Source organism: Streptomyces sp. NPDC005566, from assembly GCF_040605575.1.
Taxonomy (GTDB): Bacteria; Actinomycetota; Actinomycetes; order Streptomycetales; family Streptomycetaceae; genus Streptomyces.
In genome coordinates this window covers 343,910-360,148 of the sequence record NZ_JBEXDB010000002.1, presented here as the reverse complement: position 1 = coordinate 360,148, position 16,239 = coordinate 343,910, and the positions used below count along the sequence as shown (strand labels likewise).

At 71.0% G+C, this 16,239-nt stretch carries 14 protein-coding genes and 1 pseudogene; 10 read left to right on the top strand and 5 right to left on the bottom strand.

Annotated elements, in window-relative coordinates; genetic code table 11:
* Nucleotides 1-33: 33 nt before the first annotated feature.
* Both ABZS61_RS04500 and ABZS61_RS04495 read left to right on the top strand, forming a co-directional pair.
* A complete protein-coding gene (locus tag ABZS61_RS04500) occupies nucleotides 34-1,086 on the top strand; it encodes an LLM class F420-dependent oxidoreductase (RefSeq protein WP_356415964.1) in 1,053 nt (350 codons plus the stop codon).
* 230 nt (nucleotides 1,087-1,316) lie between these two features.
* Complete coding sequence (locus ABZS61_RS04495) at nucleotides 1,317-2,105, top strand: ferritin-like domain-containing protein (RefSeq protein ID WP_356415961.1); 789 nt, start codon at nucleotides 1,317-1,319, stop codon at nucleotides 2,103-2,105.
* A gap of 67 nt (nucleotides 2,106-2,172) precedes the next feature.
* Here the strand turns inward: ABZS61_RS04495 and corA are convergent, their stop codons facing one another.
* Nucleotides 2,173-3,159: a magnesium/cobalt transporter CorA gene (gene corA / locus ABZS61_RS04490; RefSeq protein WP_356415958.1), complete on the bottom strand. Its 987-nt coding sequence runs from the start codon at nucleotides 3,157-3,159 to the stop codon at nucleotides 2,173-2,175.
* A 63-nt stretch (nucleotides 3,160-3,222) separates the two neighbouring features.
* Here corA and ABZS61_RS04485 point away from each other — a divergent pair, with 63 nt between their 5' ends.
* From ABZS61_RS04485 to ABZS61_RS04465, 5 genes are all read left to right on the top strand, one after another.
* On the top strand, nucleotides 3,223-3,933 hold the full coding sequence (locus ABZS61_RS04485; RefSeq protein WP_356415955.1) for a histidine phosphatase family protein: 711 nt from the start codon (nucleotides 3,223-3,225) through the stop codon (nucleotides 3,931-3,933).
* Nucleotides 3,934-4,038: 105 nt separating this feature from the next.
* Entirely contained in the window at nucleotides 4,039-4,629 is a 591-nt protein-coding gene (locus tag ABZS61_RS04480) for a DUF3090 domain-containing protein (protein ID WP_329212756.1), read from the top strand.
* Nucleotides 4,593-5,462 carry an SCO1664 family protein gene (locus tag ABZS61_RS04475; RefSeq protein ID WP_356415951.1) on the top strand — a complete coding sequence of 290 codons (870 nt, stop codon included), beginning with the start codon at nucleotides 4,593-4,595 and terminating at the stop codon, nucleotides 5,460-5,462. The genes ABZS61_RS04480 and ABZS61_RS04475 overlap by 37 nt, the downstream gene beginning before the upstream one ends.
* A gap of 198 nt (nucleotides 5,463-5,660) precedes the next feature.
* On the top strand, nucleotides 5,661-6,890 hold the full coding sequence (mshC, locus tag ABZS61_RS04470) for a cysteine--1-D-myo-inosityl 2-amino-2-deoxy-alpha-D-glucopyranoside ligase (RefSeq protein ID WP_356415948.1): 1,230 nt from the start codon (nucleotides 5,661-5,663) through the stop codon (nucleotides 6,888-6,890).
* Between the two features lie 127 nt (nucleotides 6,891-7,017).
* A complete protein-coding gene (locus tag ABZS61_RS04465; RefSeq protein WP_356415945.1) occupies nucleotides 7,018-10,065 on the top strand; it encodes an NPCBM/NEW2 domain-containing protein in 3,048 nt (1,015 codons plus the stop codon).
* 108 nt (nucleotides 10,066-10,173) lie between these two features.
* Here the strand turns inward: ABZS61_RS04465 and ABZS61_RS04460 are convergent, their stop codons facing one another.
* Nucleotides 10,174-11,283: a PAC2 family protein gene (locus ABZS61_RS04460; protein ID WP_356415942.1), complete on the bottom strand. Its 1,110-nt coding sequence runs from the start codon at nucleotides 11,281-11,283 to the stop codon at nucleotides 10,174-10,176.
* A 276-nt stretch (nucleotides 11,284-11,559) separates the two neighbouring features.
* Complete coding sequence (locus tag ABZS61_RS04455) at nucleotides 11,560-12,231, bottom strand: FadR/GntR family transcriptional regulator (protein ID WP_356415939.1); 672 nt, start codon at nucleotides 12,229-12,231, stop codon at nucleotides 11,560-11,562.
* Nucleotides 12,232-12,326: 95 nt separating this feature from the next.
* Between ABZS61_RS04455 and ABZS61_RS04450 the strand changes: the two genes are divergently transcribed.
* From ABZS61_RS04450 to ABZS61_RS04440, 3 genes and pseudogenes are all read left to right on the top strand, one after another.
* Complete coding sequence (locus ABZS61_RS04450; protein WP_356415936.1) at nucleotides 12,327-12,551, top strand: putative leader peptide; 225 nt, start codon at nucleotides 12,327-12,329, stop codon at nucleotides 12,549-12,551.
* 88 nt (nucleotides 12,552-12,639) lie between these two features.
* Nucleotides 12,640-12,844: pseudogene (locus ABZS61_RS04445) on the top strand (SfnB family sulfur acquisition oxidoreductase); the annotation flags it as partial.
* Nucleotides 12,845-12,865: 21 nt separating this feature from the next.
* The gene (locus tag ABZS61_RS04440) at nucleotides 12,866-14,035 is read left to right on the top strand and encodes an LLM class flavin-dependent oxidoreductase (RefSeq protein ID WP_356415933.1); all 1,170 of its coding nucleotides are present in this window, start codon (nucleotides 12,866-12,868) and stop codon (nucleotides 14,033-14,035) included.
* A gap of 82 nt (nucleotides 14,036-14,117) precedes the next feature.
* Here the strand turns inward: ABZS61_RS04440 and ABZS61_RS04435 are convergent, their stop codons facing one another.
* Entirely contained in the window at nucleotides 14,118-15,176 is a 1,059-nt protein-coding gene (locus ABZS61_RS04435) for an LLM class flavin-dependent oxidoreductase (RefSeq protein WP_356415930.1), read from the bottom strand.
* A gap of 37 nt (nucleotides 15,177-15,213) precedes the next feature.
* Nucleotides 15,214-16,179 carry an LLM class flavin-dependent oxidoreductase gene (locus tag ABZS61_RS04430; protein WP_356415927.1) on the bottom strand — a complete coding sequence of 322 codons (966 nt, stop codon included), beginning with the start codon at nucleotides 16,177-16,179 and terminating at the stop codon, nucleotides 15,214-15,216.
* Nucleotides 16,180-16,239: the final 60 nt, after the last annotated feature.

Sequence of the window (16,239 nt, the reverse complement as noted above, 5' to 3'; positions counted from 1 at the left end):
AGGGACGTTACTCATCAGTAGAGGGAGCGCGGCATGCGGCTCGGCATCAATCTCGGTTACTGGGGCGCGGGCATGGACGGCGACAACCTCGCCGTCGCCCAGGAGGCCGACCGCCTCGGTTACGACGTCTGCTGGGCGGCCGAGGCCTACGGCTCCGACGTACCGACCGTGCTGGCCTGGGTCGCCGCCCAGACCGAGTCCATCGACGTCGGGTCCGCCATCATGCAGATCCCGGCCCGTCAGCCCGCCATGACGGCCATGACCGCGGCCACTCTCGACTCGCTCTCCGGGGGCCGGTTCCGCCTCGGCCTCGGTGTGTCGGGACCGCAGGTCTCCGAGGGCTGGTACGGCGTCAAGTTCGACAAGCCGCTGGCCCGCACCCGCGAGTACGTCGACATCGTGCGCAAGGCCATGTCCCGCGAGCGCCTCTCCTACGAGGGGGAGCACTGGACGCTGCCGCTCCCCGACGGCCCGGGCAAGCCCATCAAGCTCACCATCCACCCCCAGCGCGAGCACATTCCGCTCTACATCGCCGCGATCGGCCCGAAGAACCTGGAGCAGACCGGCGAGATCGCCGACGGAGCCCTGCTCATCTTCCCCTCCGCCGAGCACCTCGAGGACACCGCGGTGAAGCACCTGCGGGCCGGCCGTGAGAAGGCCGGGAAGACCATGGAGGGCTTCGACGTCTGTCCGACGCTGCCGCTCGCCATCGGCGACGACATCAACGGTCTCGCCGACATGTTCCGCCCGTACACCGCGCTGTACGTCGGCGGCATGGGCAGCCGCAAGCAGAACTTCTACAACCAGCTGGCCCAGCGCATGGGGTACGAGAAGGAAGCCGCCGAGATCCAGGACAAGTACCTGGCCGGTGACAAGGCGGGCGCCGCCGCCGCCGTGCCGCACCAGCTCATCGACCAGACCACGCTCCTCGGCTCGGTGGAGCGGATCGCCGAGCGCATGCAGGCGTACGCCGCCGCCGGAGTCACCACGCTGACGCTCGCCCCGGCCGGCTTCACGCTCGAGGAGCGGCTCGCGGCCCTGCGCGCAGGCACGGACGCCCTGGAGCACTCCGGCCTCGCCGCGTAGCTGTCACGCCCCCGGGACAGCACTACGGCCGTGGTGGGGGCTCGGGGGTCCTCCCCGCCACGGCCGTCACAGGGAACAACGCGTACCGCGCCCGACGGTTACGCCCCTGACCCGGCCGCCCGGGCAGGAGCCGGGGCCCGTTCGGCCCTGCCTGGCCCCCCTCGTGTTGCCTGCCGCCCGGTTCCGCCATTGACTTTGTTTCTGCGGACACGGTGCGAAGGGTGGCAGTGATGCTCTCGGCAAAGAGTCTTTTTCAGGAGATCCTCGACGACGACGACGCCTTCCGGCTGTTCTGCTCGATCGCAGCCAGCGGGGAGTCCCAGGGAGGCTGGGAGAACGGCCGCATCGCCGCCCTCGTCCCGGGGAGCCTGCGGGATCTCGCCCCCAAGATCACCCGGCACGGGGCCGACGAGGACAAGCACGGCCGGATCTTCAACGCCCTGCTGAAGCAGCGCGGGCTCGAACCCGTGGTCGTGCCGTACGAGACCGACTACACGCTGCTCCTGGAGAGGCACGGCATCGGCCTCGCCCACGACCAGCTCAACCGTGACGAACCGCTGTCGGAGCGGGACATCATCGTCTACCTCGCCCACAGCAGGGTCACGGAACAGCGCGCCTCCGAGCAGATGCAGCTGCTGCGCAGGTACTTCGCCGACCATCCGGCACTCGGACGCGCGGTGAAGATGATCTCGCGGGACGAGGACAACCATCTCGCCTACTGCCACGAGGAACTGCTCCGCTTCGCCAGGGCCGGGCACGGGCGGACGATCCAGGCCGTCCTGCGGGAGTGCGCCCTTGCCGAGATCCGGGTCTACCGGGACGTCAGCCTCGCCGTGATGAGCCACATGGGCACCGTGCTGCGCTGGCCCCGCGCCAAGGCGGCCGTCCTGGCCGCGGGGATCCACGGGATGTACGCGTACGAGCGGCTGGCCGGCTGGCGGCGCATGGTGAGCCTGGAGCCTCCCGCACGGCGCGACGCGCTGGGCGGCCCGGCGACGCCGGAAGCCGAGTACGCCTGACGGACGGGCCCGGTCCGGTCCGGACGCGTGCCGCCACATCCAGCCGCGGTGCTTGAACAGGCGGTAGCTACATCCAGCCGCGGTGCTTGAACAGGCGGTACAGGCCGAAAACCGCGCAGCCCATCAGCCCGATCACCGCCGGGTACGTCCACACCCAGTGCAGCTCCGGCATGTGGTCGAAGTTCATACCGTAGATGCCGGCCACCATGGTCGGTACGGCGGCCATGGCCGCCCATGCCGAGATCTTCCGCATGTCGTCGTTCTGCCGCACCCCCATCTGTGCCAGATGCGCCGACAGAATGTCCGAGAGCAGCCGGTCGAGCCCCTCCACATGCTCGTTGGCACGCGTCAGGTGGTCGCTGACGTCCCGGAAGAACGGCTGTGAGTGCTTGTCGACGAACGGCACCCCCGCGCCCGCGAGCCGGGTCATCGGCGCGCTCAGCGGGCCGGTCGCCCGGCGGAACTCCAGTACCTGCCGCTTGAAGGTGTAGATGCGGGCCGCGGTGTTCTTGGCGTCCCCGGTGCCGCTCGGGGCGAACACCTGCGCCTCCAGCTCCGACAGGTCCGCCTGGAGCTCGGCGGCGACCTCGATGTAATGGTCGACCGCCGCGTCGCTGACGGCGTACAGCACTGCCGTGGGTCCGTGCTTGAGCACCTCGGGCTCGGCCTCGAGCCGACGGCGTACCGCGGCGAGGGGCGCCCCCTCGCCGTGGCGGACGGTCACCACGAAGGAGTCACCTATGAAGATCATCAGCTCATCGGTGCTGACCGTGTCGCTCTCCGGCTCGTAGACCACGGGCTTGATGACGGCGAACAGGGAGTCGTCGTAGATCTCGAGCTTGGGGCGCTGATGTGCGCGGAGGGCGTCCTCCACCGCCAGGGGGTGCAGCCCGAACTCGCTGCTGACGAGGTCGAACTCCCTCTCCGTGGGCTCGTGCAGCCCGATCCAGACAAAGGCGTCCCCCGCCTCCCGGGCTTCGCCCAAGGCGTCGGAGAAATCGGCGGGGCCGTCGGTCCGGCGCCCGTCCCGGTAAATGCCACAGTCCACGATCACGCGCGCATTCTTCCCTGCATCGTGCCTCCTCGCACCTTCGACGTGCCCTCTACGCTGGCACGTATGCCCACGCTCATCCTTGTACGTCACGGACGCTCGACCGCCAACACCGCCGGAGTGCTCGCGGGGCGGACCCCCGGCGTCTCCCTCGACGAACGCGGCGCCGAACAGGCGGCCGCGCTGCCTGGACGACTGGCCGCACTCAGCCTCGTCGCGGCCGTCAGCAGCCCTCTGCAGCGCTGTCGCGAGACCCTCCAGCCCCTGCTCGACGCCCGGCCCGGCCTCGTCCTGCGGACCGAGGACCGGATCAGCGAATGCGACTACGGGGACTGGTCGGGGCGCAAGCTCGCCGAACTCTCCGACGAACCGCTGATGTCCGTCGTGCAGCAGCACCCCTCGGCCGCCGCGTTCCCCGGCGGCGAGTCCATGCGGGCCATGCAGGCCAGGGCCGTGGAGGCCGTACGGGACTGGAACAGCCGCATCGAGACGGAACACGGCGACGGCGCCACGTACGTGATGTGCTCGCACGGCGACATCATCAAGGCCCTCGTGGCCGACGCGCTCGGCATGCATCTCGACCTCTTCCAGCGCATTCACGCCGACCCCTGCTCGGTCACCGCGATCCGTTACACCCGGCTCCGGCCCTTCCTCCTCCGCCTCGGTGACACCGGCGACTTCGCGTCCCTGGCACCGCGCGAACAGCCCCTGGGGGCCGACGCGGCGGCGGAGGAGGCAACGGATGCGGCGGTCGGGGGCGGCGCGGGGGCGCCGTGATCTCTCCGCGCAGTAGGGTGGACGCGCCGTAGCGGCCTTGCGGGGGGCATCCCCCCGGGGCCCGGGCGGCCCCCATTCGCCTTCATATTTCAAGGGAGACAGGACGTGTCCCGTCAGGTGTTCCTCTACGACCCCCCGGACCGTTTCGTGGCCGGTACGGTCGGGCTGCCTGGCCGCCGTACGTTTTTCCTGCAGGCATCCTCGACGGGACGGGTCACCAGCGTGGCCCTGGAGAAGACCCAGGTTGCCGCGTTGGCCGAACGGATCGACGAACTCCTCGACGAGGTCGTCCGGCGGACCGGCGGCAATTCACCGGTGCCGGCGGTGGCGCCCATGGACGTCACCGACACCGCTCCGCTCGACGCCCCCGTCGAGGAGGAGTTCAGGGTCGGCACGATGGCGCTCGCCTGGGACGGCGAGGAACAGCGCATGATCGTGGAGGCGCAGGCCCTGGTCGAGCTGGACGCGGACTCCGAGGACGACCTCGCGGAGGCCGAGGAAAGGCTCCTGCAGGACGAGGAGAACGGCCCGCCGATGCTCCGGGTCCGGCTGAGCGGCGCGCAGGCCCGGGCGTTCGCCAAGCGCGCCCTGGACGTCGTGAACGCCGGCCGCCCGCCGTGCCCGCTCTGCAGCCTGCCGCTCGACCCGGAAGGACACGTATGCCCGCGCCAGAACGGATACCGTCGCGGGGCCTGACGGAGGCCGGACTGAAGACCCTGCTCGCCCAGGGGGAGCTCACGGTCCTCGGACAGGTCCGCGGCGCGTCCAACGCCGTGCTCTACTGCACGGTCGCGTACGAGGGCGAGGAACGCCCCTGCGTGTACAAGCCGGTGGCCGGGGAGCAGCCGCTGTGGGACTTCCCGGACGGCACGCTCGCCCAGCGCGAGGTGGCGGCCTACGAGCTCTCCGAGGCGACCGGGTGGGGGCTCGTGCCGCCTACGGTGCTGCGCGAGGGCCCCTACGGCGAGGGCATGTGCCAGCTGTGGATCGAGGCGGACGAGACCGCCGAGGAGTCCGCGGCCGACGGCGGCGGCGTCCACGGACTGCCACCGCTGCTCGGGCTCGTCGAGGACGAGGAGCCGGGGGACGGCTGGAAGGCCGTGGGCTTCGCCGAGGTGGGGGAGGGGAAGACCGCGCTGCTGGTGCACGCGGACGACCCCCGGCTTCGCAGGCTCGCGGTCCTGGACGCGGTGATCAACAACGGCGACCGCAAGGGCGGGCATCTGCTGCCCGCCCCCGGAGGCCGGCTGTTCGGCATCGATCACGGCGTCACCTTCAACGCCGATGACAAGCTGCGGACGCTGCTGTGGGGCTGGGCGGGCGAGCCGCTGACGGCCGAGGCGGTCGAGGTGCTCGACGCGCTGTCCGCCGCACTGGAACCAGGTGCGGCACTGGCCACCCGGTTGGGGGAACTCATCACCGTGGTGGAGCTCGACGCGCTGCGGGAGCGGGTTTCCGGTCTGCGGAAGTCCGGGAGGCACCCGCAGCCGAGCGGGGAGTGGCCGGCGATTCCGTGGCCACCGGTCTGAGAGCTGCGCTCTCCCGGGAGCGGGTGGCAGAGGGCCGGACAGCGGGTCCGGAGGGCGGATCGACCGGTGCGGGAGCGGGCCGCCGGCAGTTCGCTCCCGGCCGCTAGCGGAAAAGTTCCGCACGTACAAGACCGCCTCTTCGGCCAGGATCCTCGATCCGGTTCGTATCCGGAAGCATCGTCCGGTTACGCTCATGACATGCATGCCTGGCCCGCTTCTGAGGTCCCCGCCCTGCCTGGCAAGGGCCGCGACCTTCGGATCCACGACACCGCGACCGGCGGACGGATCACCCTTGACCCCGGTCCCGTCGCCCGCATCTACGTCTGCGGCATCACGCCGTACGACGCGACCCACATGGGTCATGCGGCGACCTACAACGCGTTCGACCTCGTTCAGCGCGTGTGGCTCGACACCAAGCGGCAGGTTCACTACGTCCAGAATGTGACCGACGTGGATGATCCGCTGCTGGAGCGGGCCGTGCGCGACGGTCAGGACTGGACCGAGCTCGCGGAGCGCGAGACGGCACTCTTCAGGGAGGACATGACCGCCCTGCGCATGCTTCCCCCGAAGCACTACATCGGGGCGGTGGAGGCGATACCCGGCATCGTCCCGCTGGTCGAACGCCTCAGGGACGCGGGTGCCGCCTACGAGCTCGACGGCGACGTGTACTTCTCCGTCGACTGCGACCCGCACTTCGGTGAGGTCTCGGGGCTCGACGCCGACGCGATGCGCCTGCTCTCCGCCGAGCGCGGCGGTGACCCGGACCGGCCGGGCAAGAAGAACCCGCTCGACCCGATGCTCTGGATGGCCGCTCGCGAGGGCGAGCCGAGCTGGGACGGCGCGAGCCTCGGCCTCGGCCGGCCCGGCTGGCACATCGAGTGCGTCGCCATCGCGCTGGACCACCTCGGCATGGGCTTCGACATCCAGGGGGGCGGGTCCGACCTCGCCTTCCCGCACCACGAGATGGGTGCCTCGCACGCGCAGGCACTGACCGGCGAGCATCCGTTCGCCCGTGCCTACGTGCACGCCGGCATGGTCGCCCTGAACGGCGAGAAGATGTCCAAGTCCAAGGGCAACCTCGTCTTCGTCTCGGCGCTGCGCCGTGACGACGTGGACCCTGCGGCGATCAGGCTGGCGCTGCTCTCGCACCACTACCGGTCCGACTGGGAGTGGACCGACCAGGTGCTCGCCGACGCCGTCGCGCGTCTCGCGGCCTGGCGCGCCGCCGTCTCCCGGCCCGACGGGCTCTCCGCGGACGCACTCGTCGAGGAGGTCCGGGAGGCCCTGGCCGACGACCTGGACGCCCCGGCAGCACTCGCCGCCGTGGACCGCTGGGCAGCCCGGCAGAACTCCGACGGCGGTACGGACGAGGGCGCACCCGGTCTCGTGTCGCGCACCGTCGACGCCCTGCTGGGTGTCGCCCTGTAACCGCCGGGTGGTGTGACCGCGCCGCGTGACCCGATCCCAAGGACCGGCCCCTGACTTCTTCACGAAGTTCGGGGCCGGTTCCCTTTTGTCCGTGGTCAATTGCTTGAAGTTGCGCTAAAAGTGCTCCATGCAATCATCAACGCGCATCAGAGTGGCGGCAGTTGCCGGCCTGCTCGGACTGCTCGTGGCACTCGCGGGGCCGGGCAGCGCCCAGGCCGAGCCGTCCGAACCAGCGAGCACGACCGTCGGCGACGTCACCGGGTTCTCCGCCGAAGGACCCGTCTACCACCTGACGGCCGGCAAGGCCGAGGCCCGCGTCAGCTTCGTCTCCGCCGAGACCTTCCGTATCGAACTCGCCCCGGACGGCACGTTCGCCGACCCGACCGGTGACGACATCGTGCTGCCCCAGGGCGCTCCGCCACGAACCAGCTGGAAGGACCGGGGCGACCGCTACGAGCTCTCCGCGAGCGGCGGCGTCACCCTGCGGGCCTACAAGTCGCCCCTGCGGTTCGCGCTGCACCGGGCGGACGGCAGCCAGGTCTGGTCCGAGGCCGAGGGGCTGAGCTGGGACGGGGAGAAGACCACCCAGACCCTCGCCCGCGGTGCCGACGAGCAGTTCTACGGGGCCGGGATGCAGAACGGCCGCGGCAACACCTCGCACCGCGGCAAGACCGTCGAGGTCGGCGTCGACTACAACTGGGACGACGGAGGCCACCCCAACTCGGTCCCGTTCTACCTCTCCTCCGCCGGATACGGCGTCTACCGCAACACCTACGCGCCCAACACCTACGCCTTCACCGACCCGGTGACGACGAGCGCACAGGAACAGCGCTTCGACGCCTACTACTTCGCCGGTGACGCCAAGAACGTCATCGGCCAGTACACGAAGCTCACCGGCAAGCCCTTCCTGCCGCCTGTGTACGGCCTGGAGATCGGCGACGCCGACTGCTACCTGCACAACGCCAATCGCGGCGAGCGGCACACCCTGGACGCGCTGAAGGTTGCCGACGGCTATGTCGAGAACGACATGCCGAACGGCTGGATGCTCGTCAACGACGGTTACGGCTGTGGCCACGAGGACCTCGCCGAGACCGCGAAGGGCCTCCAGGACCGCCGGATGGAGCTCGGTCTGTGGACCGAGGACGGCATCGACAAGCTCGCCGACCAGGTGAAGGCGGGACAGCGGGTTGCCAAGCTCGATGTCGCCTGGATCGGCGAGGGCTACAAGTTCGCCCTGGACGGCTGCAAGGACGCGTACAAGGGCATCGAGGACAACAGCGACGCCCGCGGCTTCACCTGGGCGCCGGAGAGCTGGTCGGGCGCCCAGCGCTGCGGAGTCCAGTGGTCCGGCGACCAATCGGGCAGCTGGGAGTACATCCGCTGGCAGATCCCGACCTACGCGGGCGCCACGATGTCCGGACTCGCGTACACGACGGGTGACGTCGACGGCATCTTCGGCGGCAGCGCCAAGACGTACACCCGGGACCTCCAGTGGAAGATGTTCCTGGGTACGACGATGACCATGGACGGCTGGGCCGCGAACGACAAGCAGCCCTTCCGGTACGGCGAGCCGTACACCTCCGTCAACCGCGACTACCTGAAGCTGAAGGAGTCGCTGCTGCCTTACCAGTACTCGTACGCCCACGAGGCGACGAAGACCGGGGTCGGCATGGTCCGCCCGCTCGCCCTGGAGTACCCGGACGACCCGAAGGCGGCGTCGGACGCGGCGAAGTACACCTTCATGTCAGGTGAGCACTTCCTGGTCGCCCCCGTCTACCAGGACGCCACCGAGCGCAGCGGCATCTACCTGCCGAAGGGCACCTGGACCGACTACTGGAGCGGCAGGACGTACCAGGGGCCGACCACCGTCGACCACTACAGCGCCCCGCTCGACACCCTCCCGCTCTTCGTGAAGGCGGGCGCCGCCGTGCCGATGTGGCCCGGCATCCGCTCGTACAAGGACCGCACCGCGGACTCACCGCTGGCCTGGGACGTGTATCCGCAGGGGACTTCGTCGTTCACGCTGTACGAGGACGACGGTGTGACCCGGCAGCACCGCGAGGGCAGGTACGCCACGCAGCGGGCCGTCGTCGATGCCCCGAAGAGCGGTGCGGGCGATGTCACCGTGCGCATCGGGGAGAGCAGGGGGAAATTCGCGGGCAAACAGAGCAGCCGCCCCTACGAGTTCACCGTGCACACCGGGTCCGCACCGACGTCGGTGAAGCTCGCGGGCAAGCTGCCGCAGGTGCGTTCGGCGGCGGCTTTCGCGGCCGCGAAGCAGGGCTGGTGGTACGACCAGGACGACCGCGGCGGTGTGGTGAAGATCAAGACCCTGCCGCTGAGCACCGACCAGTCGTTCACGCTCGCGCTGAAGGACGCCAGCGCCGTCGGCGGGAAGAAGCCCCGCGCGACGGCCGCCGTCTCCGCACCGGAGGCACAGGAGGTGGGCGCAGGCGTGGCCGGCACCGTGTCCGTCGACGTCACCGCGGGCTCCGCCGACCTGACGGACACCACCGTCACCCTCGACGTCCCGGACGGCTGGCAGGTCACCCCGGCCTCGTCGGGGGTGCGGATACCGGCGGGCACCACCCGGCGGGTCGAGGTGGAGGTCACCCCGGCGCGGGACGCCACGGCGGGCGAGGCACGGATCACCGCGCTCGCCCGCTACCGGTCGGCGGGCGAGGCCCGAACGGCCGTGCAGCGCCTTGCCGTCGGAGTGATGCCACCGCCCCCGGCCGGCGCGGCCTGGGCGAGCGACCTGGTCTGGCTCACGTCGGCCAACGGTTACGGGCCCGCGGAGCGTGACCGCTCCAACGGTGAGTCCGGGGCGACCGACGGGCACACGCTGACCCTCGCGGGGAAGACGTACGAGAAGGGGATCGGTACCCACGCCGACTCCGACATCGAGGTCTATCTCGGTGGCCGGTGCACCGCGTTCACCGCGGACGTGGGCATCGACGACGAGATCAACGGCTACGGCGAGGTGGCGTTCTCCGTGGAGGCCGACGGCAAGGTGCTGTGGACCTCTCCGAAGCTGACCGGCGCCTCGGACACGGTGCCCGTCGACGTGAGCCTCGACGGTGCGCGGCACGTGCGTCTGAAGGTCACGGACACCAACGGCTCCAAGACCGGTGACCACGGCGACTGGGCGGCTGCGAAGTTCAGCTGCGCCTGACCGGACACCGGGACCGGATACCGGTCCCGTACGGACGCAGGGGCGCCGGGCGGGATTCGTTCCCGCCCGGCGCCCCTGTGCGTTCGGCTGCTGCCGGCTCCCGGCCGGTCAGTCCCTCGTGTCCCCGTCGTCCCCGTTGTCCCCGGACGTGTCCGGGGCGTCGGCCTCGGGGGAGTCCTCGGACGCCTTCCCGGCGCCTGCCGCTCCGCTCTCTCCCGTGCCGGGCGACGGCGGACGTACGGCCCCGGGATCGCTCTCCGGCCCGCTCTCCGGACGCTGCGGCTTCGGCGGCCTGGTGCGACCGCTCGAGGTGTCCCGCAGATAGGACACGTCACCGCTCTCCGTGGCATGGCCGCCCGGCCCCTGGCCGGGACCTCCGACATCCCGGCGTCTGAGATACCGCTCGAACTCCCTGGCGATGGCCTCGCCGGAAGCCTCGGGCAGCTCCGCGGTGTCCCGCGCCTCCTCCAGCGTCTGCACGTACTCGGCCACCTCGCTGTCCTCTGCGGCCAGTTGATCGACGCCGAGCTGCCACGCGCGGGCGTCCTCGGCCAGCTCGCCCAGCGGGATCCGCAGCCCGAGCAGGTCCTCCAGACGGTTCAGCAGGGCGAGCGTCGCCTTCGGGTTCGGCGGCTGCGACACGTAGTGCGGCACCGCCGCCCACAGGCTCACCGCAGGCACTCCGGCATGCGTACACGCCTCCTGGAGGATGCCGACGATGCCGGTCGGCCCCTCGTACCTGGTCTCCTCCAGATCCATCGTCCTGGCCAGATCCGGGTCCGACGTGACCCCGCTGACCGGCACCGGCCTGGTGTGCGGGGTGTCGCCGAGCAGCGCCCCCAGGATGACGACCATCTCGACGCCCAGCTCATGGGCGAAACCCAGGATCTCGTTGCAGAACGAGCGCCAGCGCATCGAGGGTTCGATGCCGCGGACCAGCACCAGATCGCGGGGCTTCTCCCCGCCGATACGGACCACGGAGAGCCGTGTGGTGGGCCAGGTGATCTTGCGTACCCCACCGTCCAGCCACACCGTGGGCCGGTTGACCTGGAAGTCGTAGTAGTCCTCGGCGTCGAGCGCCGCGAACACCTCGCCCTTCCATTCCCGGTCCAGATGTCCGACCGCTGTGGAGGCGGCGTCACCGGCGTCGTTCCAGCCTTCGAACGCGGCCACCATGACCGGGTCGATCAGCTCGGGTACCCCCTCGAGCTCGATCACCCAGGCCTCCTTCCGAAGTTTCCTTGCGTACAGACCAACCTTACGGCTTCCACCCCCTCCCCTTGCAGTCCGTTTGCATGGGCGGGCGAACCGTGCTGGCCCCTGGATTCATCCGAGCTGTACCGGGGAAAATGAGACGAGTACCCCATGAATCCGAATCGACGCGTCCCTGCGACGTTCTCGGCCGCACCGCGGCGCGCCGGGCAGCCGGCCAAGGGCGCCACAGGCGAACACCACACGCACCGGGTCGAACGCGGCCGGCCGGCGGCCCGCCCGTCACAGCGTCGAGCGCAGCCACTGCTCCACACTCGCCACATGCACCGTCGCCCAGGAGCGGGCCGCCTCGGCGTCCCGGTCCCGCAGCGCCGCGAGAATCGCCCGGTGCTCGTGCAGGGTGCGGCTGACCGCGTCCTCCTGGGTCAGCCCCCGCCAGACCCTGGCCCGGGTGGTCGGACCGGAGAGCCCGTCCAGCAAGGAGCACAGGACGGAGTTCCCGGACGCCTGCACGATCCCGCGATGGAACTCCAGATCGCCGGCGACCAGCTCCTCCACCGAGGGATCGGCGCCCAACGCGTCCAGCTGGGCGTCCAGCGCGTCCAGTTGGGAATCCTCGATCAGCAGGGCCGCCATAGCCGTGGCTGCCGGCTCCAGGATCCTGCGGACCGCGAGGAACTCCAGCACGGTGTCGTCCCGGTGGAAGTCCACCACGAAACTCAGGGCCTCCAGCAGCAGCTGAGGATCCAGGCTGGTCACATAGGTGCCGTCGCCCTGGCGCACGTCGAGGATCCGGATCAGGGACAGCGCCCGCACCGCCTCGCGCAGCGAGTTGCGTGACAGGCCCAGCTCGGCCGCGAGTTCGCTCTCCTTGGGGAGCCGGTCGCCGGGCCGCAGGGCGCCCGAGACGATCATTTCCTTGATCTTCTCGATCGCTTCGTCGGTGACGGCCATGGTGAGCCTCCTCGCGCTCGAGACGTCCGATGTATGCCCCCATTATGTGACCCTCGACCGGTGGTAAGGCCACCCGCCGGCCCCCACGGCTCCGGATGCGCTCCGGGAGAAGCCGGACGCGCCCCACGAGGGCCGGGGGAGATCCCTCGCCGGGTGAGACGGAGCCGGACCGGCGGTGTCCCGCCCCATGGACGCCCACTCGACCGCCTGCGCCGCGGCTGGCTAGTCTGACGGGCATGAAGGACCGACGGAATCTCACACAGCGACGTCACATCGACCTCGCACGTGTTGCCAGTTCCTTCTGTTGTCGCGAAGTCTGAGGGACCCCTCCTTCGCGCGCTGTCCCATGCCCTCCTGACCGAGGGCGCCATCGAACTGTTCGCGCAGGCCGTCGGCACGTCCTACGCATCGAGCGCCGCCGCCGAGTCGAGGTCGCGGGAGCCCTGTTCGAGGTGGCCGGCACCCGCTCGGGCCTCGACCCGCCCGACCTGCACCGGCACTTGCGCGACGCCCGCACCCGGCCACCCTCCACGGCCCGGCCCGCTGGAGGATCCAGCACCTCGGCCGCCATGCCCCCAGCGGCACCCGACCGCCCCGCCACGGCCTGCTGTGACACCCCGAACGGAGACCACCGGTGACTCTCACCTTCCACTGGTTCCTGCCCACCAACGGCGACAGCCGCCACGTCGTCGGAGGCGGGCACGGCACCCCCGTCACCGCGGCGGGCGGCGACCGTCCACCCACCGTCCGCTACCTCGCCCAGATCGCCCGTGCCGCCGAGGACCTCGGCTTCGAAGGTGTGCTGACCCCCACCGGTGCCTGGTGCGAGGACGCCTGGCTGACCACCGCCATGGTCAGCCAGCACACCGAACGGCTGAAGTTCCTGGTCGCGTTCAGGCCCGGTTTCATCTCGCCCACCCTCGCCGCGCAGATGGCCTCCACCTACCAGCGCCAGACCGGAGGGCGGCTGCTACTCAACGTGGTGACGGGCGGGGAGAGCCACGAGCAGCGTGCGTACGGGGACTTCCTCGACAAGGACGCGCGCTACGCCCGGACCGGGGAGTTCCTGGAGATCGTCCGGGACCTGTGGGACGGCAGGACCGTGAACTCCAAGGGCGAGCACCTCACCGTCGAGGACGCCCGGCTCACCCGGGTTCCCGACCCGGTGCCCGAGGTGTACTTCGGCGGCTCTTCGCCCGCCGCCGGTGTGGTCGCCGCCCGCCACGCGGACGTCTACCTCACCTGGGGCGAACCACCCGCCCAGGTAGCGGAGAAGATCGCCTGGATACGCGGGCTCGCCGAGCGGGAGGGCCGTGCCCTGCGCTTCGGCATCCGCCTCCACGTCATCGCCCGGGACACCTCCGAGCGGGCCTGGGCCGTGGCGGACCGCCTCCTGGCGGGCTTCGACCCGGCCACCGTGCGCTCCGTCCAGGAGGGCCTGGCCCGCAGCGAGTCCGACGGTCAGAAGCGGATGCTGGCCCTGCACGGCGGCGGCCGCGACGGCCTGGAGATCCACCCCAACCTGTGGGCGGGCATCGGCCTGGTCCGGGGCGGTGCGGGCACCGCGCTCGTCGGCAGCCATGAGGAGATCGCCGAGCGCATCGAGGAGTACCACCGGCTGGGCATCGACGAGTTCATCCTGTCCGGGTACCCGCACCTGGAGGAGGCGTACTGGTTCGGCGAGGGCGTCCTTCCCCGGCTGGCGGCCCGGGGCCTGTGGGGCCACCCGGACGGTCCGGCCGGCCCGGGGACCGCCCAGGTCCCCTTCGCGAAGACCCCGGAAGAGGCCCCGGCAAGGGCCTGACACCCAGGGCCGCGGCGCCCCGGGCTCTCGCCGCGGGCCCGGCCCGCCGCGGCCGCCCCGGGCCCCCGCCGCGGGCCCGGGGTCACTCCCAGAGCGTGGAGGGCGCCTCGCGTCGCAGGACCGGGGCGACCTCCTCGGCGAACCGCTGCAGGGTCTCCAGCTGTTCGCCGTGCGACAGGCCGAAACCGTCCACGGTGATCGACTGCAGGTCGTGCCGGTACACCGAGTGGTAGCCGAGGACCTTGTCGATGATCTGCTGCGGGGACCCGATGAGCTGCGGCCCGTTCGCGATCGCGTCCTCGATCGTGCGGAACGGCGTGTTGTAGCCGGCCCTGCCTTCCAGGTGCGGTCTGAACGACTGGGCGACCCTGGCCTCGTAGAGCTCCTTGTAGCGTTCGACGGCCCGCTGCGAGCTGTCCGCGATCAACAGCCCGCCCGAGCCCGCCGCCACCCGCGCATCGGCCGGGTCGTGTCCGTACGCCTCGAACCGTTCCCGGTAGTGGGCGATGAGCCGGGCGTACGCCTCACGGGGCTGGATCGCGTTGGCCGTGAAGAGCGGATCGCCGTGCTTCGCCGCGAGCTCGGGGGAGTTGAGGCTGGTCGCCGAGCCGTGCCAGACGCGCGGCGGCCCTGCGTACGGACGCGGCACGGTCGTCACGTTCTTCAGGGACGGACGGAACTCGCCCTCCCAGTCGACCCCTTCCTCGGACCACAGCCGCCGCAGCAGCTCGTACTTCTCCTTCTGCAGATCCCACTGCCGCTCCTCGTCGAGCCCGAACAGATCGAAGTGCCCGGCCTCCGCACCCTTGCCCACGACGAGCTCGATCCGGCCGCGTGATATCTGGTCGAGGGTCGCGAAGTCCTCCGCCACCCGCACCGGGTCGAGGATCGCGACGACCGTGACCCCGGTCAGCAGCCTGATGGTGCTCGTACGTGCGGCCAGCGCGCCCAGCACCACGCCGGGACTGGAGGAGAGGAACGGCCCGGCGTGCCGCTCCCCGACCGAGTAGGCGTCGAAACCGAGGCGCTCCGCCGCTGCCGCGGTGTCCAGAACCTCGTGGAACCGGTCGGCGGCCGAAGGGAGTTCGCCCGTCAAGGGGTGCGGGGCGTGCCCGATGAGGGAGAGTACGGAGAACTTCAAGGGGACCGTTCCTTCCGTTGCGTGCAGAGACGGGGCGTCAGACGCCGGCCAGACCGAGGTGGCCGCGCAGGGTCAGGGCGGTGTACTCGGTGCGGAAGAGCCCGCGCCGCTGCAGGACGGGCACCAGGCCGGCGGTGATCGCTTCGAGGTCGTCGGGGAGTACGGCGGGCCGCAGCCGGAATCCGTCGGCGCCCCCTTCGCGGAACCACTCCTCCAGGAGGTCGGCCAGACCTTCCGGAGTGCCCGTGAAGACCGTCGCGTCCGAGACGAACGGCGAACCCGCGGCCTCGTCCAGCCGGGCCCTGCGCTCGTCGGCCGCCTCCTGGGCGTCGCCCAGGACGACCTCGAGGTCGGCGAAGACCCGCAGTGCCCCCACGGGGCGTCCCGCTTCCTCCCGCAGGGCCTCGACCTCCTTGCGGATGGCGACGAGACCGGCGGTGTCCTTCGGGGTCACGAACACCACATCGGCGCGGGTGGCCGCAAGCCGGTAGGGGACCGTGGCGTGCGCGAGCACCGCCAGCGGCGGCCGGCCCTGCACGGGGCGCACGGCGGTGCCCCACGCCTGTGTCGCGGCGTCCAGGAACTCGCCTGCCTGTCCGAACAGTTCGGCCAACTCCCGGTCACCCTCGGGAGTCCCGAGCAGCGCTCCCAGTCGCGCACGCTCGGCGATGCTCGTCACCGCGCGCGGCCGTACTCCCGCCCGTCCCGCGCTGAGGTGGTCGAGCGTCGCGATCCGCGCGGCCCACGCCTCGGGGTCACCCGCGGTGGGACCCAGCGGGACGAGACCGATCCGGTCGGTGACGGTGGCCGCCAGTGCCAGCAGCAGGGCGGAGTCGAGTCGCCCGGGGCCGTCCTCCACGGTGATGAAGTCCAGCAGCCCCGCCTCCGCACCGCGCACCAGCGAGGCGTACGCCTGGGGCGTGAACGGCCGTGCGGGCGCGGCGGGATGGGACCCGGCACCGTTCAGTGCCGCCGACAGATGAAATCCCTCGTGTGCCGTCATCCCTCCACTGTCGCCGCGTCACGTTGCACCCGTGTGGCGGCTGTGTGGCACGTCCCACGG